Genomic DNA, 25,388 nt, shown 5'->3' with positions numbered 1-25,388 from the left:
GTGAGTTTCACGCTGCTTCCCGCTGTTGACGTAGCCGACGGCCAAGCGGTCCGCCTCGTGCAGGGCGCCGCGGGCACCGAGACCTCCTACGGGGACCCGCTGGAGGCCGCCCTGTCGTGGCAACGCGCGGGAGCGGAGTGGATCCACCTGGTCGACCTCGACGCCGCGTTCGGCCGCGGATCCAACCGGGAACTGCTCGCCGACGTCGTCGGCCGGTTGGACGTGCACGTCGAGCTGTCCGGGGGAATCCGCGACGACGAGTCGCTGAAGGCGGCGCTGGCGACCGGCTGCAGGCGGGTCAACCTGGGCACCGCCGCGCTGGAGAACCCCGAGTGGGCCGACCGGGTCGTGGCCGAGTACGGCGACCGCGTGGCCGTCGGGCTCGACGTGCGCATCACCGAGCAGGGCCACCGGCTGGCCGCGCGCGGTTGGACCCGCGACGGCGGCGACCTGTGGGAGGTGCTGGCCCGGCTGGACGCCGCGGGCTGCCGCCGCTACGTGGTCACCGACGTCAGCAAGGACGGCACGCTGCGCGGACCGAACGTCGAGCTGCTGCGCGAGGTCTGCTCCCGCACCGACGCCCCGGTGATCGCCTCTGGCGGTGTGTCCAGTGTGGACGACCTGGTGGCGCTGTCCGAGCTGGCGCCGGTCGGCCTGGAGGGCTCGATCGTCGGAAAGGCGCTCTACGCGGGCAACTTCACCCTCGAACAGGCCCTGGCCGCCGTCCGCTGATTCTCCGGGGCCGGGTCCGGGCGATCACCGATCCGGCGGCGCGAGCGCGCGGCGCACGATCATGCGCGGAAATCCGTTGCGTGATCGGAGGTTTCGATGCGAGCAGTCGCGTCGGCGCTCGGTGTCCTGCTCACCGCCGCCACCACCGCACCGGCCGGTGCCGCCCCGAGTGGTCCGGCCTGGCGGCCGTGCCCGGAGAACCAGCAGGTCCAGTGCGCCGCGATCCGCGTGCCGGTGGACTGGTCGCGGCCCGGCGCCGGGAGCCTCGACCTGGCCGTGGCGCGGCGCCCGGCCACCGACCCCGCCGCGCGCGTGGGGACGCTCGTGCTGCTGCCCGGCGGCCCCGGCTCCAGCGGGATCGACCAGCTGCTCGCCGGGCCCGCGGCATCGGCGCAGGTGGCGTCGCGGTTCGACGTCGTCAGCTTCGACCCCCGCGGTTTCGGCCGCAGCCACCCGCTGCGCTGCGACTCGCGGCTGGTCGGCGACGTGCCGGACATCGCGCCCGGGCCGGGGCGCTACGACCGGCTCCGGCGGCACGACCGGGAGGTCGACGCCGACTGCCGGGCCCGCAGCGGCCCGCTCGCCGACCACGTGGACAGCGCGAGCGTCGCGCGCGACGTCGAGGCGCTGCGCCGGTCGCTGGGACAGCAGCGGATCAGCCTCTACGCCGTGTCCTACGGGACAGTGGCGGGCCAGGAGTACGCCGAGCGCTACGGCGCGCACCTCCGCGCGCTCGTGCTGGACAGCGTCTTCGACCACGCCGCGGACACCCGCGGTTTCCTGACGTCCACCGCCGCCGCGGCCGAGGACTCCTTCGCCGGGTTCGCGCGGTGGTGCGACCGGGACCAGCGGTGCGCGCTGCACGGCCAGGACGTCGGCGCCGTCTACGACGGGCTCCGCGAGCGGGCCGGCCGCGGCGAGCTGACCGGACCCGACGGGGGCCGCGTCGGGATGTTCGAGCTCAGCCGCGGCACGACCACCGCGCTGTACCGGCCGGACTGGCCGGGCCTGGCGGACCGGCTCCGCGCGCTCCGCGACGGGCGGCGCGGCCCGGGGGCCGCTCCGGCGCCGCCGACCACCGCCTACCCGGCCGAGGCGGTGTGCGCCGACCGAGGCGTCGACATCCGCTCCGACCGCGACTACGAGCGCGACTGGCGGTGGCAGCACGAGGTCGCGCCGCACCTGCTGATCGGCCAGGGCGGCCAGGCCGCGTGGGGGTGCCTCGACCGGACCGCCGCCAACCCGCCGCACCCGCCGGAGTTCGGCGCGACCCCGCCGGTCCTGCTGCTGCAGTCCCGGCACGACCCGGCGACCCCGCACCGCTGGGCCACCGACCTGGCGCGGCGCGTCCCGACGGCCGCCCTGCTCACCTACGACGGCTGGGGCCACGGCGTCTACGGCCGCGACCGGTGCACGGTGGACGTCGCCGACCGCTACCTCCTCGACCTGCGGCTGCCGCCTCGGGACGCGCACTGCCCGGCGGCCTGAGCGCCTGTCTTCGGACTCGTTTTGGGTGGCGGTGCCGGTGGCGGAACCTCATCAGTGCCTGTCTTTGAACCTGCTCCCGGAAGGGACGTGGCAAGCGGCGCCAGCCGCTTTCTCTTTCGGTGAGTACGCAAGCAACCGGCACCGCCGCGGGTTCTCAGCGGTCGTGTCGCGAGGACAGCCCCGACGCCGTGTATTGGGCATACATCAGGAGGGGCTTCCGGAGCCGGTGTGGCTGTGGCGCGTCAGCGCCTCGTTGGGGGGTGGTGGTCGGGTGACGGGCGGGCCGCTGAGGTTCCGCCACCGGCACCGCCATGCACAACGAGTTCAAAGACAGGCACTCAAGGGCGGTCGCCGCTCCGGGCGGTCGTGTCTCTACGCTGGAGGCATGGCCGTCGCGGTGCGTGTGATCCCCTGCCTGGACGTCGACCAGGGGCGGGTCGTCAAGGGCGTCAACTTCACCAACCTGCGGGACGCGGGTGACCCCGTCGAACTGGCCCGCGCCTACGACGCCGAGGGCGCCGACGAACTGACCTTCCTGGACGTCACGGCGTCCTCGTCGGACCGCGAGACCACCTACGACGTGGTGCGCCGCACCGCCGAGCAGGTGTTCATCCCGCTGACCGTGGGCGGCGGCGTGCGCAGCCCGGAGGACGTCGACCGGCTGCTGCGCGCCGGGGCGGACAAGGTCAGCCTCAACACCGCGGCCATCGCCCGGCCGGAGCTGCTGGAAGAGGCGTCGCAGCGCTTCGGCGCCCAGTGCGTCGTGCTGTCCGTGGACGCCCGCCGGGTTCCGGAGGGCGGTGAACCGACCGCGTCCGGTTTCGAGGTCACCACGCACGGCGGGCGCCGGGGCACCGGGATCTGCGCGGTCGAGTGGGCCCGGCGCGGCCAGCAGCTCGGGGTCGGCGAGATCCTGCTGAACTCGATGGACGCCGACGGCACCAAGGCCGGGTTCGACCTGGAGATGATCCGCGCGGTGCGCGAGGTCGTCGACGTGCCGCTGATCGCCAGCGGCGGTGCGGGCGCGGTGGAGCACTTCGCCCCGGCCGTGCACGCGGGCGCCGACGCGGTCCTGGCGGCGAGCGTGTTCCACTTCGGACAGCTGCGGATCGGTGAGGTCAAGGACGCCATGCGGGCGGAAGGGATCACGGTGCGATGAGCGGTCTGGACCCGGAGATCTCCGCCCGCCTCAAGCGCAACGCCGACGGGCTCGTCGCGGCCGTGGCGCAGCAGCGCGGCACCGGCGAGGTGCTGATGCTGGCGTGGATGGACGACGAGGCGCTGCACCGCACCCTGACGACGCGGCGCGCCACCTACTACTCCCGCAGCCGGGGCCGGTACTGGGTCAAGGGCGAGACGTCCGGCCACACCCAGCGGGTGCACGAGGTGCGCCTGGACTGCGACGGCGACACCGTGCTGCTGGTCGTCGACCAGGTCGACGGCGCCTGCCACACCGGCGACCGCACCTGCTTCGACGCGGACGTGCTGCTGGCGGCCGAAGGCTGAGCGCCGGGCCGGGAGCGGGCGGCCGGCGCCTGTTCCCCCAGCGGCGCCAGCCGCTTTCCGGTGCAGCGCACCGCCGAAGAATCCCTAGGCCCGGACGTCGGAGAGGTCGCCCGTCAGGTAGCGCTGCAGGTTCGGGGCTATCGCGGCGACGACCGTGTCGTGGTCGGCCGAGGCCAGCGGTTCGAGCCGGACGACGTAGCGGATCATGCCCAGACCGACGATCTGGGAGCCGCACAGCGCCGCCCGCAGGTCCGGCTGGTCCATGCCGAGCTCCTCGGTGAGCCGTCCGAACAGCACGTTCTGGATGAACTCGCGCAGCATCACCACCGCGCGGTCGTGCGCGGCGATGCTGAGCACCAGGGCGGTGAACTCGCCGCCGCCCGCCTGGTCCCAGACGGTCAGGAAGCGGCGCAGCATGCGCTCGGCGATCCGCTCCCGGTCGCCCGCCAGCAGGTCCGGCACCAGCTCGGACGGGTTGACCGGGATCGACACCGAGGCGGTGAACAGGCCCTCCTTGCCGCCGAACCAGTGGTTGACCATCGCCGGGTCCACCCCGGCGCGCCCGGCGATGGCGCGCACCGTCGCGCCCTCGTAGCCCTGTTCGATGAAGACCTCGCGCGCCGCGGCCACCAGCGCGGCCCGGGTGTCCTCCCCGCCGCGGCGCCTGCCGCGCCGCTTCGACTCGACCGTCCGGTCGTCAGCACTGCTCACCCGTTCATCCTCACCGGTCCGCCGGGTTCGGGGCAAAGCACCCGCCCGGGAGGCGCCGCGCGGGGGGATTCGGATGGGCGGCACAATGGCGGCATGGTCGGCGACGGTGAGATCGGCACAATCAGCCCGGGCCGCGAGGAGTTCCGGGCCCTGGCGGCGGACCGCCGGGTGATCCCGGTGGTGCGGCGGCTGCTCGCGGACGACGAGACCCCGCTGGGGGTCTACCGCAAGCTCGCCGGGGACCGCCCGGGGACGTTCCTGTTCGAATCCGCCGAGAACGGCCGCTCCTGGTCGCGGTGGTCGTTCGTGGGAGTGCACAGCGCCGCGGCGCTCACCGTCCGCGACGGCCAGGCCCACTGGACCGGCACCCCGCCGGTCGGACTGCCCGACTCCGGCGACCCGCTGGAGGCGCTGCGCGAGACGGTGCGCCTGCTGCACACCGACCCGCTGCCGGGACTGCCCCCGCTGACCGGTGGCATGGTCGGCTACCTCGGCTACGACGTGGTGCGCCGGTTGGAGCGGCTGCCGAACCTCACCGAGGACGACCTGCGCATCCCCGAGATGGTCATGCTGCTGGCCACCGATCTGGCCGCGCTGGACCACCACGAGGGCACGATCACGCTCATCGCCAACGCGGTGAACTGGGACGACAGCCCGGAGCGGGTGGACGCCGCCTACGACGACGCGGTGCGCCGGCTCGATGCGATGACCGAACGCCTGTGCACCCCGGCGCCGCCGACGGTCGCGGTGTTCTCCCGGCCCCGGCCGGAGTTCCGGCGCCGCCGCAGCCCCGAGGAGCACCACGCCGCGGTCGAGAAGGCCAAGGAGGCCATCCGGGACGGCGAGGCGTTCCAGGTCGTGGTGTCCCAGCGGCTGGAGATGCCCACGACCGCCGACGCGCTCGACGTCTACCGGGTGCTGCGCACCACCAACCCGAGCCCGTACATGTACCTGCTGCGGCTGGAGTCGCCGGACGACGGCACGCCGTTCGCCATCGTCGGTTCCAGCCCCGAGTCGCTGGTGACGGTGCGCGACGGCCAGGCGACCACGCACCCGATCGCCGGTACCCGCTGGCGCGGCGCCGACGACGACGAGGACGCGCTGCTGGAGAAGGAACTCGTCAACGACGAGAAGGAGCGCGCCGAGCACCTGATGCTCGTCGACCTCGGCCGCAACGACCTGGGCCGGGTGTGCAAACCCGGGTCGGTGCACGTGGTGGACTTCTTCCGCATCGAGCGCTACAGCCACGTGATGCACCTCGTGTCCACTGTGACCGGTCAGCTCGCCGAGGGGCGCACCGCGTTCGACGCGGTCGCCTCGTGCTTCCCGGCCGGGACGCTGTCCGGGGCGCCGAAACCGCGCGCCCTGGAACTGATCGAGGAACTGGAACCGACCCGCCGCGCGCAGTACGGCGGGGTGGTCGGCTACCTGGACTTCGCCGGGGACGCCGACACCGCGATCGCGATCCGCACCGCGCTGATGCGCGACGGCGTCGCCTACGTGCAGGCCGGTGGCGGGATCGTCGCCGACTCCGACCCGGTCGCGGAGGACAACGAGTGCCTGAACAAGGCGCGCGCGGTGCTCAACGCGGTCGCGACGGCGGAGACGCTGCACCACCCGACGGACGAGCGGCGGATGGGAGAGCGGGTTGACCACCGAGCCGGGATCTGAGCGACCCCGGTCCAGGCGTCTGCTGTGGACCGTCGTGCTGCTGCTGTTGGCCGCCGCCGGCCTGCTGTGGGGCTCGGGGGCGCTGCGGTGGGTCGACCAGAGCTACCGGACGCCGTTCTCCGGGCAGATCACGGCCGGCGCGGACGGTTCGGTGGTGCGCGCGGAGCTGGTGCCGCTGGCGCTGGCGTCGCTGGCGGCCATCGCGGCGGTGCTGGCCACCGGCGGGTGGCTGCGCCGCGTGGTCGGCGCGGTGGTGGTCGTGGCGGGCGGCCTGGTGGGCTGGCGCGCGGCGACCGGGTTCCGGCTGAGCACGTTCCACGCGGTGAACGTCCCGTCGGGCAGCACCCCGGTGGGAGCCGCGGCGCTGCACCCGGTGGGTCCGCTGCTCATGGCGCTGGGCGCGGTGGCGCTGTTCGTCGGCGGTCTGCTCGTGCTGCTGCGGGCCGACCGGATGCCCGCGATGGGCGCGAAATATTCCGCACCGGGGGCAACCGAACGCCGGTCCCAGGATCCGGACCGGCGGATGTGGGACGACCTGGATCACGGACGGGATCCGACCGACGAGGACCGTTGAATTTCTTTCAGGTTCTTTGCGAGGCGAAAAGTGCAGTTCGGCACGGTTGTCAACCGATTCAGCCGACTTCGCGCCAGGGCCGAAGGTCCTTGCTGCGCTGGGACGTTGTGCCGACCCCGCGCAGGACCCGTCGCCGCTGAGGTTTAGCATCGGCCATGCGACGGCACGGCGGGAAGGGGAGTGTCGTGATCGAGCGCAATGAGTTCATCTGCGCAGCCGACAACTTGCGGGTGAGTGTTCGGGGCACGGCCGGCGAGGTGTTCGCGTGAGCGTTCTGGAAACCATCATCGAAGGTGTCCGAGAAGACCTCGCCGCGCGGGAATCCGCGGTCTCCTTCGAGGAGATCAAACAGCGGTCGGCCGCGGCGACGCCGCCGCACGACGTGCTCGCCGCGCTGCGGGCGCCGGGCGTCGGGGTCATCGCCGAGGTGAAGCGGCGCAGTCCGTCCAAGGGCGAACTGGCCGAGATCGGCGAGCCCGCCGATCTCGCGGCCGACTACGCCGCGGCCGGGGCGCGGGTCATCAGCGTGCTCACCGAGCAACGCCGCTTCGGCGGCTCGCTGGCGGACTTCGACGCGGTGCGCAAGCGGGTCAACGTGCCGCTGCTGCGCAAGGACTTCGTCGTCAGCCCGTACCAGGTGCACGAGGCCCGCGCGCACGGCGCGGACATGGTGCTGCTGATCGTGGCGGCGCTGGAGCAGAACGCGTTGGAGGCGTTGCTCGATCGGGTGGAATCGCTCGGCATGACGGCGCTCGTCGAGGTGCACACCGCGGAGGAAGCCGACCGCGCGCTGGAGGCCGGTGCGAAAGTCATTGGCATCAATGCGCGGAACCTGCATACCCTCGAAGTCGACCGCGACGTGTTCGGCCGGATCGCCCCCGGGCTGCCGGTGGACATCCTCAAGGTCGCCGAGTCGGGGGTCCGCGGTCCCAGCGATCTGATGGCCTACGCGGGGTCCGGCGCGGATGCGGTGCTGGTCGGCGAAGGGCTGGTCACCAGCGACAACCCGAAGACGGCCGTCACGCAGCTGGTGACGGCGGGATCGCACCCGGCCTGTCCGCGGCCCAGCAGGTGACCGGCGGGTGTCGCGCCGCTCGGCGGTGCGGCGCTCGGGTGCGGCGGCAACACACAGGAGGCGTTCCATGACCACCGGTGCAGACACCGGCCGCGCCCACCGGCCGGGCAAACCCGTGCCCGAGGGCCACGATCCGGACGAGCGCGGGCACTTCGGCCCCTACGGAGGCCGGTTCATGCCGGAGGCGCTGATCGCCGCCCAGGACGAGCTGGCGGCCGAGTACGCCAAGGCGCAGGCCGACCCGGAGTACCTCGCCGAGCTGGACCGGCTGCTGCGCGACTACGCGGGCCGCCCGTCGCTGCTGACCGAGGCCGAGCGGTTCTCCGAGCACGCCGGTGGCGCGCGCATCCTGCTCAAGCGCGAGGACCTCAACCACACCGGCTCGCACAAGATCAACAACGTGCTGGGCCAGGCGCTGCTGGTCAAGCGGATGGGCAAGCACCGGGTCATCGCCGAGACCGGCGCGGGCCAGCACGGCGTCGCCACCGCCACCGCCTGCGCGCTGCTGGACCTCGACTGCGTGGTCTACATGGGCGAGGTCGACACCAAGCGGCAGGCCCTCAACGTGGCCCGGATGCGGCTGCTGGGCGCCGAGGTGATCCCGGTGGCCACCGGGTCGGCCACCCTCAAGGACGCCATCAACGAGGCGCTGCGCGACTGGGTCACCAACGTCGAGACCACCCACTACCTGCTGGGCACCGCCGCCGGTGCGCACCCGTTCCCGATGATGGTGCGCAACTTCCACAAGGTCATCGGTGAGGAGGCGCGCAGGCAGACCCTGGAGCTGACCGGTCGGCTGCCGGACGCGGTGGCCGCCTGCGTCGGCGGCGGCTCCAACGCCATCGGCATCTTCCACGGCTTCATCGACGACCCGGACGTGCGGCTGGTCGGTTTCGAGGCGGCCGGGCACGGCGTGGACAGCGGCGAGCACTGCGCGACCCTCACCGAAGGCTCCCCGGGCACGCTGCACGGCGCCCGCTCCTACCTGCTGCAGGACGAGGACGGCCAGGTCACCGAGGCGTACTCGATCTCGGCCGGGCTGGACTACCCCGGTGTCGGACCGGAGCACTCCTACCTCAAGGACACCGGCCGCGCCGAGTACCGGCCGGTCACCGACGACGAGGCGATGCAGGCGTTCCGGCTGCTCTCCCGCACCGAGGGCATCATCCCGGCCATCGAGTCGGCGCACGCGCTGGCCGGTGCGCTCCAGCTGGGCCGCGAACTGGGCCCGGACGCGGTGATCGTGGTCAGCCTGTCCGGGCGCGGGGACAAGGACATGGACACCGCGGCGAAGTACTTCGGCCTGGTGGACGGCGAGGAACAGGGGGAGTCGCGGTGAGCTTGCACGAGGTCTTCGAGGGCTGCCGGAACGAGAACCGCGCGGCGCTGATCGGCTACCTGCCCGCCGGTTTCCCGACGGTCGCCGGCTCCCGCGAGCTGTTCGACGCGATGCTGTCGGGCACCGGTGAGGGCGCCGGCTGCGACATCGTCGAGGTCGGCATCCCGTTCTCCGACCCGGTGATGGACGGGCCCACCATCCAGGCCGCCAGCGACAAGGCGCTCAAGGCCGGGTTCCGGCTGCGGGACGTCTTCGGCGTCGTGTCGTCGATCGCCGAGCGCGGTGGGCACGCCGTGGTCATGACCTACTGGAACCCGGTGCACCACTACGGGCCCGACGCCTTCGCACGCGACCTCAAGGCCGCCGGCGGGCACGGCGTGATCACCCCGGACCTCATCCCGGACGAGGGCGAGGACTGGCTGGCCGCCACCGACGCGCACGGGCTCGACCGGATCTTCCTGGTCGCGCCGTCGTCGACGGAGGAGCGGCTGGCGCTGACCGCCAAGGCCAGCAGCGGCTTCGTCTACGCCACCTCGGTCATGGGCGTCACCGGCGCCCGCGACTCGGTGGGCGCCGCCGCGGCCGGGCTGGTGCGCCGCACCCGCGCCTACACCGACCTGCCCATCGGCGTCGGTCTCGGGGTGCGCAACCGCGAGCAGGCCGCCGAGGTCGCCGGATTCGCCGACGGCGTCATCGTCGGCTCCGCGTTCGTCACCCGCGCCGAGCAGGACGGGCCGGACGGGGTTCGCGAACTGGCCGCCGAGCTGGCCCGCGGCGTGCGCGAACGCTGAGTTCAGAAGTGTCTTTGACGTTTTGGGTGGCGGTGCCGGTGGCGAGACCACTCACCGAAAGAGAAAGCGGCTGACGCCGCTTGATGGGAGTGCCGACGGGTACCGGTGCGCCAGGCACCGGGTGACGGCCCCTGCCCGGTGGGTGAGGGCCGACCCGATACCGTGGACGGCGTGAGTGCCCCGGTTGCCGCCTCGGCGAGTCCGTTCCTGGCCACGATTCCCAGTCCCGACCAGGGTGTCTGGTACCTCGGCCCGGTCCCCATCCGCGCGTACGCCCTGTGCATCATCGCGGGCATCGTCGTGGCGGTGTGGCTCGGCGGGCGCCGCTGGGTCAACCGCGGTGGCCGGGAGGGCACGGTCGTCGACGTGGCCGTGTTCGCGGTGCCGTTCGGCCTGGTCGGCGGGCGGCTGTACCACGTGGCCACGGACTGGCAGAAGTACTTCGGCCCGGACCGCAACCCGCTGGACATCTTCAAGGTGTGGGAAGGCGGCCTGGGCATCTGGGGCGCGGTGGCGCTGGGCGCGGTCGGCGCGTGGATCGGCTGCCGCCGCCGCGGCATCCCGCTGGCCGCGTTCGCGGATGCGGTCGCGCCGGGCATCGTGCTGGCCCAGGCCATCGGGCGACTGGGCAACTACTTCAACCAGGAGCTCTACGGCGGCCCGACGAACCTGCCGTGGGGTCTGGAGATCTACCGCCGCATCGATCCGGCCACCGGCCTGTCGGACCCGATCGCCGGGGTCGCGGTGGACCACACGCCGGTCGCCGTGGTGCACCCGACGTTCCTGTACGAGCTGATCTGGAACGTGCTGGTGGCCCTGGTCGTCCTCTGGGCGGACCGCCGGTTCCGGATGGGCCGCGGCCGGGTGTTCGCGCTCTACGTCGCGGGCTACACGCTCGGGCGGTTGTTCGTCGAATTGCTGCGCGCCGACGAGGCGACGCACATCTTCGGCGTCCGCATCAACGTCTTCACCTCGATCGTCGTGTTCCTGCTCGCCGTGCTGTACCTGTTCGTGGTGCGCGGCGGACGCGAGGACCCGCAATCCCTGCGCGGCAAGCCGCTGCCCGGTGACGACGACGCGGAGCCGGTCCCGGCCTCCGTCACCGGCGACGCGGCCGAGGGCTCCGAGGAGGCCACCGAGGAGAGCGCCGAAGCGGAGACCCGCACCACCAGCTCCGGCAAGGACGACTCCTCGGGCGACTGAGAGCCTGTCTTCGGACTCGTTTTGCGTGGCGGTGCCGGTGGCGGAACCTCGATGAGAGCCACGCCCCGCCGGAACCGAGTTCGAAGGCAGGCGCTGAGCCCGACCCGGCCCGTCAGGAGCGGGTGGGGGCGATGACGGGGTGGCCGTCCGGGGTGCGCAGGACCGTGACGCGGGCCGTGTAGCGGGTGGACAGCGACTCCGCGGTGAGGACGTCGGCCGGGGCCCCTTCGGCGGCCACCCGACCCGCGTCGAGCAGCAGGAGCCGCTCGGCGTACTGCGCGGCCAGGGTCAGGTCGTGCAGCGTGGTGACGACCGTGGTGCCCAGCTCGCGGCGCAGCTCGTCGATGAGGTCCAGCAGCGCCTGGGCGTGACCGACGTCCAGGCCGGTCGTCGGCTCGTCGAGCAGCAGGACCCCGGCGCGCTGGGCCAGGGCGCGGGCGAGCACCGCGCGCTGGCGCTCCCCGCCGGACAGGGTGGCCAGCGGCCGGTCCGCGAGGCGGGCGAGGTCGAGGCGGTCCAGCAGCGAGCCGACCACGGCGAGGTCCGCCGGTCCTTCCCGGCCCAGCAGGCCCAGGTGCGGGGTGCGGCCGAGCAGCACGTAGTCGGTGACGGTCAGACCGACCGGCAGCTGCGGGATCTGCGGGGCGTAGCCGACCAGCCGGGCGCGGTCGCGGCGGCGCAGCCCGGTCAGCGGGCGGCCGTCGACCAGCACCCGACCGGAGTGCCGGACCAGGCCCGCAACCGCTTTCAGCAGCGTCGACTTGCCCGCGCCGTTGGGGCCGATGATCCCCAGCCAGCCACCGGTGTCCACAGTGGTCGAAACACCGGACACCACCGGAGTGCTCCGGTACCCGGCGGACAGCTCGTGCACCTCCAGCGCGCTCATGCACCCCTCCTGCGCAGCAGCACGGCGAAGAACGGGGCTCCGGTGAACGCGGTGATCACGCCGATCGGCAGCTCGGCGGGCGCGAGCGCGGTGCGGGCGAGCATGTCCGCGGCGACCAGGAACGCGCCGCCGTACAGCAGCGACAGCGGCACGATGATCCGGAAGCTGCCGCCCGCGGCCAGCCGCACCAGGTGCGGCACGACCAGGCCGACGAACCCGATGAGCCCGGCCACCGACACCGCCGCCGCGGTCGCCAGCGAGGCGGCCAGCAGCACCGCCGCGCGGACCCGGCCCGGGCGCACTCCGAGCGCGGCGGCCTCCTCGTCACCGGTGCCGAGCACGTCCAACAGCCGCGCGCACCCGCACAGCACGACCGCGGCCACCACCAGGTAGGGCAGCACGACCAGCACTTCCCGCCACCCGGTCGTCGACAGCCGCCCCAGGATCCAGGTGTAGACCTGCTCCAGGGATTCGACGCGCAACTGCTGCACGAAGGTCTGCCCGGCGGTCAGGAACGCCCCGACCGCGACCCCCGCCAGCACCAGCGTCGCCGTTTCCCGTCCCGCCGAGCGGCCGACCAGCCACGTCAGCCCGACGCCGCCGAGCGCGCCAGCGAACGCCACCAGCTGGACCAGCCCCGATGTGCCGGACGTCGGGACCGAGGTGATCAGCACGGTCACCGCCAGCCCGGCGCCGGCCGCCGAGCCGAGCAGGTACGGGTCGGCCAGCGGGTTGCGGAACACGCCCTGGAACGCCGCGCCGGACACCGCCAGCGAGGCGCCGACCAGCACGCCCAGCACGACGCGCGGCACCCGCAGCTCCCACAGGATCGCCGCCTCCCGCTCGGACAGCGGCGAGACGCCGCCGGTCAGCTGCGCGACGATCTCCCCGAACACCCGCTGCCAGCCCAGTTCCGCGGCGCCCAGCAGCACCGACGCGACCACGCACACCACCAGCACCGCCACGGCGACCAGCAGGTGCCGGACGCGCAGCCGGGACCGGCTCGGGCCGGGGGAGATCACCCGTGCTGGGCCTTGGTGACCGCGTCGGAGACCGCGCGGACCAGGTCGACCACGCGCGGGCCCCAGCGGCTGGCGACGTCGTCGTCCAGCGGCACGACGTGCCCGGTGCGCACCGCGTCGACGGTGCCCCAACCCGGCCGCTGGGCCACCGCTTCCGGCGTGACCTGGCAGCACTTGGTGTCCGCCAGGAAGATCAGGTTCGGGTTGGCGTGCAGGATCTGCTCGTCGGACAGCCGCGGGAACTGCCCGCCCGCCGGGTCGGCGATGTTGGTCAACCCGAACAGGCCGTAGATGCTGCCGACGAAGCTCTGCGCGGTCGCGGTGTAGTGGTCCGGGCTGATCTCGTGGTAGTAGCTCATCGGGTGCGGCGGCTTGGGGGTGTCCCGCACGATCTTGTCGATGTCACCGCGCATCCGGTCGACCAGTGCGCGGGCCTGGTTGCCGTGCCCGGTGGCCTGGCCGAGCACCTCGATCTGCCGGTAGGTGTCGTCCAGGCTCGCCGCCGCGGGCGTGAGCAGCACCGGCACGTTCACCGCGTGCAGGCCCTCGGCCAGCTGGCGCGCGCTGTCCGGGGCGATGACCAGGTCCGGGTTCTGCCCGCCCACGGCGGCCGCGTCCGCGGTCAGGGCGTTCAGCTTGGTGCGCGGAGCCTGCTTCGGGTGGTCGGAGTCGCTGTCGACGGCCACCACCTGGTTCCCGGCGCCGATGGCGTAGAGCGTCTCGGTGGCAGTGGGCGACAGCGACACGATGCGCTTGGGCTGCTGCGTGAGCGTCACCGGATCGACCCCGGGCAGCTGGACCTTCACCGGGAACGCCGAGGCCGGGTCGTCGACCGGCGGGGAGGTCTCCGAGCGCGGGCGCGACGCGCACCCGGTGATGCCGATGAACAGGGCCAGTGCGGCGAGCAGCAGCGCGGCGAGGCGGCGGAACGCGGTCATGTCTTCCCTCGGCTCGGCCGGTGCGGCGCGGCCCGCGTGAGCCGACGCCGATGCACCGGAGGTGTCGGACATCGACGCCCCGCGCGAGGCGGCTGGCGTAGCTGGCGAGCCCGTTGGGGGCCCTGAGCTGGAAAGATATCAGTAGTGGATCGCCGCTCCGACCGCCGGAGAGGGTGTCCTGGCGCACGCGGGGTGTGCCGGTCGCAACGCAGCGGTTAGATTTGACGACGAAGCGTCTTCGAACCGGCGTCGTCGCAGGGCGCGTTAACGCAAGGGTGCCAGGTGCAACAAGATGGCCAGCGTCACCTTTGAGGTGCTGCCACCGGGTTTTCCGGCTGTTAAAGTTCTCTGAACAACTCCGGTCACGGCGATCGGGCGTGCACGCCCGAAAAACTCCTCCTCCAGCCGCCGGAAGTCATCTGCGGGCCAGTGTCGTCCCGTGCCCAGCGAAGTCGCGGAATTCGGTCGGCTTCGGAGCACCAGACGAGGGAGGTCTGCGCAGTGGTCTTCTCCGCCGTCCCCGCGCCACAGGGGCTGTACGACCCGGCCACCGAGCGGGATTCCTGCGGTGTCGCCATGGTGGCCGACGTCCGCGGTCGGCGTTCGCACGGCATCGTCGCGGACGCGCTGACCGCGCTCGCCAACCTGGAACACCGCGGCGCGGCCGGCGCCGAGCCCACCAGCGGTGACGGCGCGGGCATCCTCGTCCAGCTGCCCGACGAGCTGCTGCGCGCCGACAGCGGACTCGACCTGCCCGCGCGGGGTGCCTACGCCGCGGGCATCGCGTTCCTACCCGCCGAGGCCGGGCAGCGCCGCGAGGCGGTGGCGCTGGTCGAGCGGATCGCCGCCGAGGAGGACCTGCGCGTGCTCGGCTGGCGGGACGTGCCCGTCGCCCCCGAGCAGGCCGGGGTCGGGGAGACCGCCCGGCGCTGCATGCCGCACTTCTCGATGCTGCTGGTCGCCGGGCGCGGCGAGCAGACCGGCGTGGCGCTGGACCGGTTGGCGTTCTGCCTGCGCAAGCGCGCCGAGCAGGAGGCGGTGCGGGCCGGGATCGAGCTGTACTTCCCGTCGCTGTCCAGCCGGACCCTGGTCTACAAGGGCATGTTGACCACCGAGCAGCTGCCCGCGTTCTTCGCCGACCTCACCGACGAGCGGCTGGTCAGCGCGATCGCGTTGGTGCACAGCCGTTTCTCCACCAACACGTTCCCCTCCTGGCCGCTGGCGCACCCGTTCCGCTACGTGGCGCACAACGGCGAGATCAACACCATCCGCGGCAACCGCAACCGGATGCGCTCCCGCGAGGCGCTGCTGGCCTCCGACCTAATCCCGGGCGAGTTGTCGCGGCTGTACCCGATCTGCGACGAGGAGGGCTCCGACTCGGCGTCCTTCGACGAGGTGCTGGAACTGCTGCACCTGGGCGGTCGGTCGTTGCCGCACGCCGTGCTGATGATGATCCCGGAGGCGTGGGAGAACCACGCCGAGATGGACCCCAAGCGGCGGGCCTTCTACCAGTTCCACGCCAGTCTGATGGAGCCGTGGGACGGCCCGGCCTGCGTCACCTTCACCGACGGCAGCGTGGTCGGCGCGGTGCTGGACCGCAACGGGCTGCGCCCGGCCCGGTGGTGGCGCACCGCCGACGACCGGGTGGTGCTGGCCAGCGAGACCGGGGTGCTGGACATCAAGCCGGAGGAGGTCGTCGCCAAGGGCCGGTTGCAGCCGGGGCGGATGTTCCTCGTCGACACCGAGCAGGGCCGCATCGTCGACGACGAGGAGCTCAAGCAGGGCCTGGCCTCCCAGTGCGCCTACGAGGAGTGGCTGCACGCCGGGCTGCTCAACCTCGACGAGCTGCCCGACCGCGAGCACGTGGTGCAGAGCCACGAGTCGGTGGTGCGCCGCCAGCTGGCGTTCGGCTACACCGAGGAGGAGCTGGCGCTGCTGCTGGCGCCGATGGCGCAGAACGGCGCCGAGCCGCTCGGGTCGATGGGTTCGGACACCCCGCCCGCGCCGTTGTCGCAGCGCCCGCGGATGCTCTACGACTACTTCGTCCAGCAGTTCGCGCAGGTCACCAACCCCCCGCTGGACGCCATCCGGGAGGAGATCGTCACCTCGGTGGCGCGGGTGATGGGTCCGGAGCAGAACCTGCTGGACCCCGGTCCGGCGTCGTGCCGGCACGTCGTGCTGCCCAACCCGGTCATCGACAACGACGAGCTGGCCAAGCTCATCCACATCAACGACGACGGCGATCTGCCGGGCTTCGCCTGCACCGTCCTATCTGGACTGTACGAAGTGGACGGTGGTGGGGAGGCGCTGGCCGCCGCGGTGGAACGGGTCCGCCAGGAGGCGTCCGAGGCCATCGCCGCAGGCGCTCGGGTGCTGGTGCTGTCCGACCGCGACTCCGACCACCGGATGGCGCCGATCCCGTCGCTGCTGCTGGTCGCCGCGGTGCACCACCACCTGGTGGAGACCAAGGAGCGGCTGCGCGTCGCGCTGGTCGTGGAGAGCGGGGACGCCCGCGAGGTGCACCACATCGCCGCGCTGCTCGGCTACGGCGCGGCCGCGGTGAACCCGTACCTGGCCTTCGAGACGATCGAGGACATGATCGCCACCGGTCAGATCAGCGGCACCCGGCCGGGGGTGGCGATCCGCAACTACGTGCAGGCGCTGGTCAAGGGCGTGCTGAAGGTGATGTCGAAGATGGGCATCTCCACCGTCGGCGCCTACACGGCCGCGCAGGTCTTCGAGGCCGTCGGCCTGGCGCCGGAGGTCGTCGACGAGTACTTCCGCGGCACCTCCTCCAAGATCGGCGGCGTCGGCCTCGACGTGCTCGCCGAGGAGGTCGCGCAGCGGCACCGCCGCGCCTACCCGGAGAACCCGACCGACCGGGTGCACCGGCGGCTGGAGACCGGCGGCGACTACTCCTACCGCCGCGAGGGCGAGCTGCACCTGTTCACGCCGGAGACGGTGTTCCTGTTGCAGCACTCCACCAAGACCGGGCGCTACGACGTGTTCCGCAAGTACACCGCGGAGTGCGACCGGCTGGCCGCCGAGGGCGGCACGCTGCGCGGGCTGTTCGGGTTCGACAGCGGTCGCGAGCCCATCGACATCGACGAGGTCGAGCCGATCTCGGAGATCATGAAGCGGTTCGCCACCGGTGGCATGAGCTACGGCGCGATCTCCGCCGAGGCGCACGAGACGCTGGCCGTCGCGATGAACCGCATCGGCGGCAAGTCCAACTCCGGCGAGGGCGGCGAGGACGTCGACCGGCTGCACGACGCCGAGCGGCGTTCGGCGATCAAGCAGGTCGCCTCCGGCCGGTTCGGGGTGACCAGCGAGTACCTGGTCAACGCCACGGACGTGCAGATCAAGATGGCGCAGGGCGCCAAGCCCGGTGAGGGCGGCCAGCTGCCCGCGCACAAGGTGTACCCGTGGATCGCCAAGACCCGGCACTCCACGCCCGGCGTCGGGCTGATCTCGCCGCCGCCGCACCACGACATCTACTCGATCGAGGACCTGGCGCAGCTGATCCACGACCTCAAGAACGCCAACGAGCACGCCCGCGTGCACGTCAAGCTGGTCAGCTCGGTCGGCGTCGGCACGGTCGCGGCCGGTGTGTCGAAGGCGCACGCGGACGTGGTGCTCATCTCCGGCCACGACGGCGGCACCGGCGCGGCGCCGCTGACGTCGCTGAAGCACGCGGGCACGCCGTGGGAGGTCGGGCTGGCCGAGACGCAGCAGACGTTGCTGCTCAACGGCCTGCGCGACCGGATCACCGTGCAGGTCGACGGCGGCCTGAAGACCGGGCGGGACGTGGTGGTCGCGGCGCTGCTGGGCGCCGAGGAGTACGGCTTCGCGACCGCGCCGCTGGTCGTCGAGGGCTGCGTCATGATGCGGGTCTGCCACCTGGACACCTGCCCGGTCGGGGTCGCCACCCAGAACCCCGAGCTGCGCAAGCGCTACACCGGCAAGGTCGAGCACGTGGTGAACTTCTTCGAGTTCGTCGCGCAGGAAGTGCGGGAATACCTGGCGCAGCTGGGTTTCCGGACGCTGGACGAGGCGATCGGCCAGGTCTCGGCGCTGCGCACCGGCGAAGCCGTGGCGCACTGGAAGTCCCGCGGCCTGGACCTCAGCCCGGTGTTCGCCGAACCGAGCACCCCGTACTCGCCGGTGCGCCGCAAGGTCCGCGACCAGGACCACGGCCTGGACCACGCGCTGGACCGCACGCTCATCCAGCTCGCCGAGGCGGCGCTGGAGGACGCGCACCCGGTGCGGCTGCAACTGCCGGTGCGCAACGTCAACCGCACCGTCGGCACGCTGCTGGGCGCCGAGGTCAGCCGCCGCTACGGCGGGGACGGCCTGGCCGACGACACGATCCACGTCGAGCTGGAGGGCTCGGCCGGGCAGTCGGTGGGCGCGTTCCTGCCGCCCGGCGTGACGCTGGACCTGGTCGGCGACGCCAACGACTACGTGGGCAAGGGCCTGTCCGGTGGCCGGATCGTGGTCCGGCCGCACCCGGACTCGGCGTTCGCCGCCGAGGACCAGGTGATCGCGGGCAACGTGATCGGCTACGGCGCCACGTCCGGCGAGATCTTCCTGCGCGGCAAGGTCGGCGAGCGGTTCTGCGTGCGCAACTCGGGCGCGCTGGCGGTCGCCGAAGGCGCCGGGGACCACGCCTTCGAGTACATGACCGGCGGCCGGGCGGTGGTGCTCGGCGGCACCGGGCGCAACGTGGCGGCGGGGATGTCCGGCGGCACCGCGTACGTGCTCGACCTGGACCCGGTGCGGGTGAACACCGCGATGGTGGACCTGGAACGGCCCACCGCGGAGGACCTGAAGTGGCTGCGCGAGGTCGTGCAGCGGCACCACGAGCTGACCGGTTCGACGGTCGCGGCGTCGCTGCTGGGCGACTGGACGCGGCGGGCCGCGGCGTTCACCAAGGTGATGCCGCGCGACTACCGGCGAGTCCTGGAGGCGATGCGGCAGGCCCGGGTCGAGGGCCGGGACGTGGACGAGGCGATCATGGAGGCTTCCCGTGGCTGACCCGAAGGGTTTCCTGAAGTACTCGCGCGCTGACGCCCCCAAGCGTCCCGCCGACGAACGGATCGGCGACTGGCACGAGGTCTACGCCGCACTGTCCACTGAGGACAGGAAGGCGGAGACGGCGACGCAGGCGGCCCGGTGCATGGACTGCGGCATCCCGTTCTGCCACTCGGGCTCCGCGGGCTGCCCGCTGGGCAACCTGATCCCGGAGTGGAACAACCAGGTGCGCCGCGGCCAGTGGGCGGCGGCGAGCGAACGGCTGCACGCGACCAACAACTTCCCGGAGTTCACCGGCAAGTTGTGCCCGGCGCCGTGCGAGGCGGGCTGCGTGCTGTCGATCTCCCCGGAAGCGGGCGGCCCGGTGGCGATCAAGCGCGTCGAGGAGGCCATCGCCGAGGTCGGCTGGGACAGCGACCACATCCACCCGCAGAGCCCGGAAGTGCACACCGGGCACCGCGTCGCGGTCGTCGGCTCCGGACCCGGCGGGCTGGCGGCGGCGCAGCAGTTGACCCGCGCCGGCCACGAGGTGACGGTCTTCGAGCGCGACGACCGCATCGGCGGACTGCTCCGGTACGGCATCCCCGAGTTCAAAATGGAGAAGTCGGTGCTGGACCGCCGGTTGGCGCAGATGCGGGCCGAGGGAACCCGCTTCGTCGCCGGCTGCGAGGTCGGCGTCGACCTCACCGTCGAGCAGCTGCGCGCCTCCTACGACGCCGTGGTGCTCGCGGTCGGTGCGCTGCGCGGCCGCGACGACCGCACCATCCCGGGGCGCGACCTGCGCGGCGTCCACCTGGCGATGGACCACCTGGTCCCGGCGAACAAGGAGTGCGAGGGCGACGGCCCGACGCCGATCACGGCGAAGGGCAAGCACGTGGTCATCCTCGGCGGCGGTGACACCGGGGCGGACTGCTACGGCACCGCGACCCGCCAGGGCGCGCTGAGCGTCACCCAGCTGGACAACTACCCGCAGCCGCCGACGACCCGCGACGACGACGTCTCGCCGTGGCCGACGTGGCCCTACGTGCTGCGCACCTACCCGGCGCACGAGGAGGCGGGGGAGCGCCGGTTCGCGGTGGCCATCGAGGAGTTCCTGGGCGACGACGAGGGCAACGTCCGCGCGGTGCGGCTGCGCCACGTCGAGGTGCGGCGCGACGCCGACGGGCGGCGCCAGGTCGTCCCGGTGTCCGACGAGGCCGAGGAGCTGCCCTGCGACCTGGCGCTGCTGGCGATCGGTTTCGAGGGCGTCGAGCACATGCCGCTGCTGGACGGCCTGGGCATCGACCTGACCCGGCGCGGCACCATCGGCTGCGGCTCGAACTGGGAGACCACCGCGCCGGGCGTGTTCGTCTGCGGCGACGCGCACCGCGGTGCGTCCCTGGTGGTGTGGGCCATCGCCGAGGGGCGTTCGGTGGCCAACGCGGTGGACACCTACCTCACCGGCGACTCCCAGCTGCCGTCCCCGGTGCACCCCACCGCCCTCCCGCTGGCCGTCGCCTGATCCCCGCCTGCCGACTGGACGTCAGCCCGGGGTCGTTCGTGCCGGCAGGTGGCTCGAACGGACCGTTCCGGGCGTCACCAGACGGTATCGGCGGGGGCGACGGCGAGGATCCGGGAGACGCGGAACTGCCGATCGTCTTCCCGCAGGTGGCACCAGGCGTCCAGCCAGTGGACCTCGAAGGCGAGCGGGGTGATGACCCGGTTCGAGTGCGTGCCGTTCTGGTCGACGTACGCGATGCGAACCGGAGACCGGGTCTCCAGCGCCTGCACCAGCAGGCGGATCTCGACGCCGGACAGCCGGTTCGCCTCTTCCGCGAGTGCGGCTTCCAGGGCGGTCTGCGTTCGGGGAGCCTCGGGCGTGTCGGGCTCGGCGAGCAGTGAACCGGCGAGCTCCCGCAGGTCGGTCCCGTGCGGCGGTTCCGGCCTTGACCAGAATGGCACGGTCCGCCGCCGCAGCGGGCGGCGTTCGCCGGCGCCCCCGCGGACCGGTTCGAGGGTGACCGTGCCGTCGGCCTTTTGCCGCACCGGTGAATACCCGGCCTCTCGCAGAGCTGCCAGGGTTTCCGAAGCCGACTTGCTCGATGCGAGGACGGTCGGCGCGAGCAAGCGCGGGGACAGTCCGCGCAGGGCGCGGTTCCGGAAGATCTCCTGCAACAGCGATTCGTCACCGAGCACGCAGGACTGCACCGACCGCACCTGCAGCTCGCCGAAACGTCGTGCGACGTCATTGATCAGGTATTCCAGCGGCTGCGGCACACCGGAACCGGCGATGCCGGAGAGCTTGTCCAGCAGGTCGGCTTTGGAGTGACCGGCCTCCAGCGCCCTGCGCACCGACGCGCGGCTGAACCGCCACGTCGACGCGGTGTCCCGGTGCTCCAGGTCGGCCAGCAGGTTGAGCGTGTCGCTCAGCCGTGCACCGGGGGTGCCGGTGACGACCGCGGTCAGGTCGGCCTGCAGCAGCGCGGTCTCCTGGGCGTCGGGGAGGAGGCGTTTGGCCGCCGCCGCCAACGCTTCCGCGTCATCGTCGAACAGGCAACGGCCGAACACCGACGCGGTCCCCCGGGCGATCGCGCCGACGGTCTCGCACTCCGCCCAGGTGAGCAGTAGCGGCTCTGCGAGGCCGTCGGGCCCGCCGTGGACGGTCGGACGGCGCCACGAGAGCACATCGCCGAATCCGGCCGGTTCCGCGACCGATGTCCCGGGTTCCCATCCGACCAGCTCGGTGAGCAGATCCCGCCGCAACTCGCGGTCCACGCCCTCGGCGGGACCGGACAGCGCCGGATCCGGTTTTTCCGCGAGCCGGGCGCGAGTTGGCGCGTCCGGCAGGTTCCACCACGCCCGCAGCAGCACCACGTAGCGCTCTGCCGGTATGGACTGCTGCCAGGCGGCGGCTTCGTCGGAGGGGACGATACGGCCCGAATCGTCCAGGCTCAGCAGTTCGGCCGAAGCCGCGGTCTCCAGCCAGAGCCGGACGTCGGATTCGTTCGCTCCCATCGTCTTGGCGACCTGCTTGAGCACCCGGACGCCGACACCTCCGGTCTTGACCTGAGCCAGCGGGTTCGCCGCGCAGTGGTCGACCAGCCTGGCGACGTTGTCGACGAATGCGGTCGCGGCCAGCGTCGCGGAGCGGTCCGCCTCCGTCGGATCGGTCCAGGTGGTGGTCGGCGGGGCCGGACGGGGCTGGAGCAGCGAGTCCGGTCCGCGCAGCGCCAGCACCACCTCCACGGACATGTCGAGCTGAGCGGAATAGGCGGAGCGACCGCTGGCGAGGAGGAAACCCCGTTCGAGCAGCCACCGCAGGCCCGGGGTCCGTTCGACGAGGCCCGCTGAGGTGACCGGGTCCGGCTCGATGCCGTCCGGTCCGTACCAGGCGACGTGTTCGGCTAGTTCGCGCACCTCGACGGGGGCGTCCGAAAGAGCCGTGATGATCCTCGTCCGGTCGCCGAAGAATTCCCGGAGCACCTGGACCGTCTCGGCCTTGCGCCGGGTGCGGGCGAGTCCGAGGTTGTCGGCGATAGTGCGCAGATCGGTGGCCGTCCGGGATTCCAGAAGCTCCCGCGCGGGCAGCCCGAGCGGGCTGCGGGTGTCGCGGAGCGGGCCGACCAAGCGGAGGCGGCCTTGCGGAGCAGGCCAGACGATGAGGCGTTCCTGGAGCACCCGCAGGCAGCGATCGAACTCCTCGCCGGCTGCCGTGGAACCGAGCAGCCCCTCGATCTCCTCGCGGCCGCAACCGTCGCCGAGCGCGCAGAGCAAGCCGAGCAGGCCGTGACAGCCGGCGTCGAGTTGGTGCAGCGCCACGCTCACCGACGCGTTCGAGCCGAGTCGTTCCGCGAGCTCCGTGAGCGATCGGGGACGCGGCTTCAGCGCGTCCGGACGTTCTCGCAACAACGCGGCCAGTTCGTCGGGGGACAGCTGCCGGAGACGAGGACCGATGTCGAACGCCATCGCGGCAGTCTCGCAGCAGCCTGCGACCGTGCTGCGTCCGACCGGGTGATGGGTGCGAGCTGCGGAAAAGATCGCAGGTCAGCGCCCCGACACGGGGTTAAGCTCGGGGCGTGGTCTCCACTGCGCGGTCCCGAGTGCGGGAGCCTGCGGGCAACCTCCCGGCCGACGTCACCAGCTTCGTCGGCCGACGCCATGAGATCACCCTCACCAAGCGCCTCCTCGCCGAGTCGCGGGTGGTGACGCTCACCGGTCCGGGCGGGGTCGGCAAGACCCGGCTGGCGCTGCGGGTCGCGGGCAACATGCGCCGCTCGTTCCGGGACAAGGCGTGGTGCGTGCAGCTGGAGGACCTCAGCGACGGATCGCAGGTCATCGACGCGGTCATCGACCAGCTCGGGCTGGGCGGCCCGTCCACCGCCGACGACGTGGACAGCGTCATCGAGCACCTGAAGAACCGCGAGATGCTGCTGGTGCTGGACAACTGCGAGCACGTGATCGAGGACGTGGCGCTGCTGGTGGACGCGGTGGTCCGGTGGTGCCCGGGCGTGCGGGTGCTGGCGACCAGCCGCCAGTCCCTCGGCGTCGCCGGGGAGAGCACCATGGTCGTGCCGCCGTTGCAGGTGCCGGACATCGAGCACCTGCCGCCGCCCGAGGCGTACGAGCAGTTCGCCTCGGTGCGGCTGTTCGTCGACCGGGCCAGGGCGGCGGTGCCGGAGTTCGAGGTGGACGCCGACAACGCGACCGCCCTGATGCGGCTGTGCCACCACCTGGACGGCAACCCGCTGGCGATCGAGCTCGCCGCGGTGCGGCTGCGCTCGCTGTCCCCGCAGCAGCTGGAGGAACGGCTCTCCGAGCGCTACGACCTGCTCACCGAGGGGCGCCGCGGCGCACCGGCGCGCCAGCAGACGTTGCGCGCGCTGATCGACTGGAGCTACGACCTCGCGTCCGAGCAGGACCGCCTGGCGTGGGCGCGGGTGTCGGTGTTCTCCGGCAGCTTCGACCTGGAAGCGGCTGAGCACGTGGTGGCCGACGGTCTGTCCGAGGGCGACGTGCTGGGGGCGGTGCACTCGCTGGTGGACAAGTCGGTGCTGCTGCGCGAGGAGGCCGGCGGTGAGGTCCGCTTCCGGCTGCCGCACACGCTGCGCGAGTACGGCCAGGAGAAGCTGGTGGCCTTCGGCGAGCACGAGGAGGTCCGGCAGCGCCACCGCGCCTGGTTCGCCGAACTGGTCGACCGCTTCGCCGCCGACTGGCTCGGCGATGGGCAGGTCGCGTGGGTGCACCGGCTGCGCAAGGACCAGGACAACCTGCGGCTGGCGCTGCACACCGCGACGGCCTCGCCGAAGACCGCGGGTTCGGCGCTGCGGATGGCGACCGCGCTCGGCCAGTACTGGGGCATCCGGGGGCTCAACGGCGAGGCCCGGCACTGGCTGGACCAGGCGCTGGCGGTGGCGACCGCCGACAACCCGGAACGCGCCCGGGCGCTGCGCGCCAGCGCCTGGTTCGCGCTGTTGCAGGGCGATCTGGCCGCGGCGAACCCGCTGCTGGAGCAGGCGACCGTGGTGGCCACCCAGCGCGGCGACGAGGTGGAGAAGGCCCACGTCATCTGGACCCGCGGGATGGCGGCGCTGTTCACCGCCGACCTCGACCAGGCGGACGCGCTGCTCACCGACGCGCTGTCCCGGTTCCGCAAGCACGACTGCGAGGTCGGCGAGCTGGCCGCCCTGTTCGCGCTGGGGTTGGTCAAGGGACTCGGCGACGAGTACGAGACGGGCATGGCGCTGCTCGCCGAGTGCGTGCGGCGGACGGGGGAACGCGGCGAGCTGTTCTGGCGCGCGTACGCGCTGTGGGGCTCGGCCCAGCTGGACCTGCGGCACGAGGAGCTGGAGCGGGCCGAGACGTCGGCGAAGGAGGCGCTGCGGTTGCAGCGCAGGCTGGACAACCGGCTGGCGATGGCGTTCAGCACCGACACGCTGGCCTGGATCGCGCAGCGGCAGGGCCGCAACGACCGCGCCGCCAGGTTGTTCGGGGCCGCCGCCGCGTTCTGGGACGCGGTCCGCGCGGCGCCCGCCTTCTACGCGACGTTCGCCGCCGGGCACGCCGAGCACGCCGAGCAGGCCCGCGCCGTGCTGGGGGAGCAGGCGTACCAGGAGGCGTTCGACCGCGGCCACGCGATGACCTTCCCGCACGCGATCGACTACGCGCTGGAGGTCAAGAGGCACGCCCGGCCCCGCACCGACGACAACGTGCACCCGATGCCGCTGACCCGGCGGGAGCGCCAGATCGCCGAGCTGGTCGCGCAGGGCAACACCAACAAGGAGATCGCGGAGGGCCTGGTGATCGCCCAGCGCACCGTCGAGGGGCACGTGCAGAACATCCTGACCAAGCTCGACTTCTCCTCCCGGGCCCAGATCGCCGGGTGGATCGCCGCCCAGCGCACGGGTGACGCGTCCGACACGCGCTCTTAGATCAGCACTAA

At 72.6% G+C, this 25,388-nt stretch carries 18 protein-coding genes; 13 read left to right on the top strand and 5 right to left on the bottom strand.

Annotated elements, in window-relative coordinates:
• The 4 genes from priA (at position 1) to hisI (ending at position 3,726) form a co-directional block, all read left to right on the top strand.
• Positions 1-732: a bifunctional 1-(5-phosphoribosyl)-5-((5-phosphoribosylamino)methylideneamino)imidazole-4-carboxamide isomerase/phosphoribosylanthranilate isomerase PriA gene (gene priA, locus NV263_RS23585; protein WP_263248801.1), complete on the top strand. Its 732-nt coding sequence runs from the start codon at positions 1-3 to the stop codon at positions 730-732.
• A gap of 96 nt (positions 733-828) precedes the next feature.
• Positions 829-2,220, top strand: coding sequence for an alpha/beta hydrolase (locus tag NV263_RS23580; protein WP_263248800.1), 1,392 nt, complete (start codon positions 829-831; stop codon positions 2,218-2,220).
• 385 nt (positions 2,221-2,605) lie between these two features.
• Complete coding sequence (hisF, locus tag NV263_RS23575; RefSeq protein WP_263248799.1) at positions 2,606-3,379, top strand: imidazole glycerol phosphate synthase subunit HisF; 774 nt, start codon at positions 2,606-2,608, stop codon at positions 3,377-3,379.
• The gene (gene hisI / locus NV263_RS23570) at positions 3,376-3,726 is read left to right on the top strand and encodes a phosphoribosyl-AMP cyclohydrolase (RefSeq protein ID WP_263248798.1); all 351 of its coding nucleotides are present in this window, start codon (positions 3,376-3,378) and stop codon (positions 3,724-3,726) included. Before hisF ends, hisI begins: the two co-directional genes overlap by 4 nt.
• An 84-nt stretch (positions 3,727-3,810) precedes the next feature.
• Here the strand turns inward: hisI and NV263_RS23565 are convergent, their stop codons facing one another.
• Complete coding sequence (locus tag NV263_RS23565) at positions 3,811-4,437, bottom strand: TetR/AcrR family transcriptional regulator (protein ID WP_263248797.1); 627 nt, start codon at positions 4,435-4,437, stop codon at positions 3,811-3,813.
• 93 nt (positions 4,438-4,530) lie between these two features.
• On the opposite strand from NV263_RS23565, the gene NV263_RS23560 reads away from it, so the two are divergent.
• The 6 genes from NV263_RS23560 (at position 4,531) to lgt (ending at position 11,090) form a co-directional block, all read left to right on the top strand.
• A complete protein-coding gene (locus NV263_RS23560; protein ID WP_263248796.1) occupies positions 4,531-6,108 on the top strand; it encodes an anthranilate synthase component I in 1,578 nt (525 codons plus the stop codon).
• The gene (locus tag NV263_RS23555) at positions 6,086-6,682 is read left to right on the top strand and encodes a Trp biosynthesis-associated membrane protein (RefSeq protein ID WP_263248795.1); all 597 of its coding nucleotides are present in this window, start codon (positions 6,086-6,088) and stop codon (positions 6,680-6,682) included. Before NV263_RS23560 ends, NV263_RS23555 begins: the two co-directional genes overlap by 23 nt.
• 265 nt (positions 6,683-6,947) lie before the next feature.
• Positions 6,948-7,757 carry an indole-3-glycerol phosphate synthase TrpC gene (gene trpC, locus NV263_RS23550; protein ID WP_263248794.1) on the top strand — a complete coding sequence of 270 codons (810 nt, stop codon included), beginning with the start codon at positions 6,948-6,950 and terminating at the stop codon, positions 7,755-7,757.
• A 67-nt stretch (positions 7,758-7,824) separates the two neighbouring features.
• Positions 7,825-9,096: a tryptophan synthase subunit beta gene (gene trpB / locus NV263_RS23545; RefSeq protein ID WP_263248793.1), complete on the top strand. Its 1,272-nt coding sequence runs from the start codon at positions 7,825-7,827 to the stop codon at positions 9,094-9,096.
• A complete protein-coding gene (gene trpA, locus NV263_RS23540) occupies positions 9,093-9,887 on the top strand; it encodes a tryptophan synthase subunit alpha (protein WP_263248792.1) in 795 nt (264 codons plus the stop codon). Before trpB ends, trpA begins: the two co-directional genes overlap by 4 nt.
• A 171-nt stretch (positions 9,888-10,058) precedes the next feature.
• Positions 10,059-11,090: a prolipoprotein diacylglyceryl transferase gene (gene lgt, locus NV263_RS23535; protein ID WP_263248791.1), complete on the top strand. Its 1,032-nt coding sequence runs from the start codon at positions 10,059-10,061 to the stop codon at positions 11,088-11,090.
• Between the two features lie 112 nt (positions 11,091-11,202).
• On the opposite strand, the gene NV263_RS23530 is transcribed toward lgt, so the two are convergent.
• The 3 genes from NV263_RS23530 to NV263_RS23520 are packed head-to-tail and all read right to left on the bottom strand — an operon-like array spanning position 11,203 to position 13,936.
• Complete coding sequence (locus tag NV263_RS23530) at positions 11,203-11,976, bottom strand: ABC transporter ATP-binding protein (RefSeq protein ID WP_263248790.1); 774 nt, start codon at positions 11,974-11,976, stop codon at positions 11,203-11,205.
• On the bottom strand, positions 11,973-12,998 hold the full coding sequence (locus tag NV263_RS23525) for a FecCD family ABC transporter permease (RefSeq protein WP_263248789.1): 1,026 nt from the start codon (positions 12,996-12,998) through the stop codon (positions 11,973-11,975). The genes NV263_RS23530 and NV263_RS23525 overlap by 4 nt, the downstream gene beginning before the upstream one ends.
• On the bottom strand, positions 12,995-13,936 hold the full coding sequence (locus NV263_RS23520; protein WP_263248788.1) for an ABC transporter substrate-binding protein: 942 nt from the start codon (positions 13,934-13,936) through the stop codon (positions 12,995-12,997). The genes NV263_RS23525 and NV263_RS23520 overlap by 4 nt, the downstream gene beginning before the upstream one ends.
• Before the next feature lie 501 nt (positions 13,937-14,437).
• On the opposite strand from NV263_RS23520, the gene gltB reads away from it, so the two are divergent.
• Entirely contained in the window at positions 14,438-18,973 is a 4,536-nt protein-coding gene (gene gltB / locus NV263_RS23515) for a glutamate synthase large subunit (protein ID WP_263248787.1), read from the top strand.
• A complete protein-coding gene (locus NV263_RS23510; protein ID WP_263248786.1) occupies positions 18,966-20,471 on the top strand; it encodes a glutamate synthase subunit beta in 1,506 nt (501 codons plus the stop codon). The genes gltB and NV263_RS23510 overlap by 8 nt, the downstream gene beginning before the upstream one ends.
• A gap of 74 nt (positions 20,472-20,545) precedes the next feature.
• On the opposite strand, the gene NV263_RS23505 is transcribed toward NV263_RS23510, so the two are convergent.
• Complete coding sequence (locus NV263_RS23505) at positions 20,546-22,915, bottom strand: helicase-associated domain-containing protein (protein ID WP_263248785.1); 2,370 nt, start codon at positions 22,913-22,915, stop codon at positions 20,546-20,548.
• 110 nt (positions 22,916-23,025) lie between these two features.
• On the opposite strand from NV263_RS23505, the gene NV263_RS23500 reads away from it, so the two are divergent.
• Positions 23,026-25,377: an ATP-binding protein gene (locus NV263_RS23500; protein ID WP_263248784.1), complete on the top strand. Its 2,352-nt coding sequence runs from the start codon at positions 23,026-23,028 to the stop codon at positions 25,375-25,377.
• The last annotated feature ends 11 nt before the right edge of the window (positions 25,378-25,388 follow it).

The organism is Saccharopolyspora rosea, assembly GCF_025643595.1.
Lineage (GTDB): Bacteria > Actinomycetota > Actinomycetes > Mycobacteriales > Pseudonocardiaceae > Saccharopolyspora > Saccharopolyspora rosea.
This window is presented reverse-complemented; position numbering and strand designations above follow the sequence as displayed.

Bases quoted from the DNA above. Each gene is read 5' to 3' on its own strand.
- NV263_RS23580 (WP_263248800.1), top strand. From the start codon at position 829: ATGCGAGCAGTCGCGTCGGCGCTCGGTGTCCTGCTCACCGCCGCCACC.
- hisF (WP_263248799.1), top strand. From the start codon at position 2,606: ATGGCCGTCGCGGTGCGTGTGATCCCCTGCCTGGACGTCGACCAGGGG.
- hisI (WP_263248798.1), top strand. From the start codon at position 3,376: ATGAGCGGTCTGGACCCGGAGATCTCCGCCCGCCTCAAGCGCAACGCC.
- NV263_RS23560 (WP_263248796.1), top strand. From the start codon at position 4,531: ATGGTCGGCGACGGTGAGATCGGCACAATCAGCCCGGGCCGCGAGGAG.
- trpB (WP_263248793.1), top strand. From the start codon at position 7,825: ATGACCACCGGTGCAGACACCGGCCGCGCCCACCGGCCGGGCAAACCC.
- NV263_RS23530 (WP_263248790.1), bottom strand. From the start codon at position 11,976: ATGAGCGCGCTGGAGGTGCACGAGCTGTCCGCCGGGTACCGGAGCACT.
- NV263_RS23520 (WP_263248788.1), bottom strand. From the start codon at position 13,936: ATGACCGCGTTCCGCCGCCTCGCCGCGCTGCTGCTCGCCGCACTGGCC.
- NV263_RS23505 (WP_263248785.1), bottom strand. From the start codon at position 22,915: ATGGCGTTCGACATCGGTCCTCGTCTCCGGCAGCTGTCCCCCGACGAA.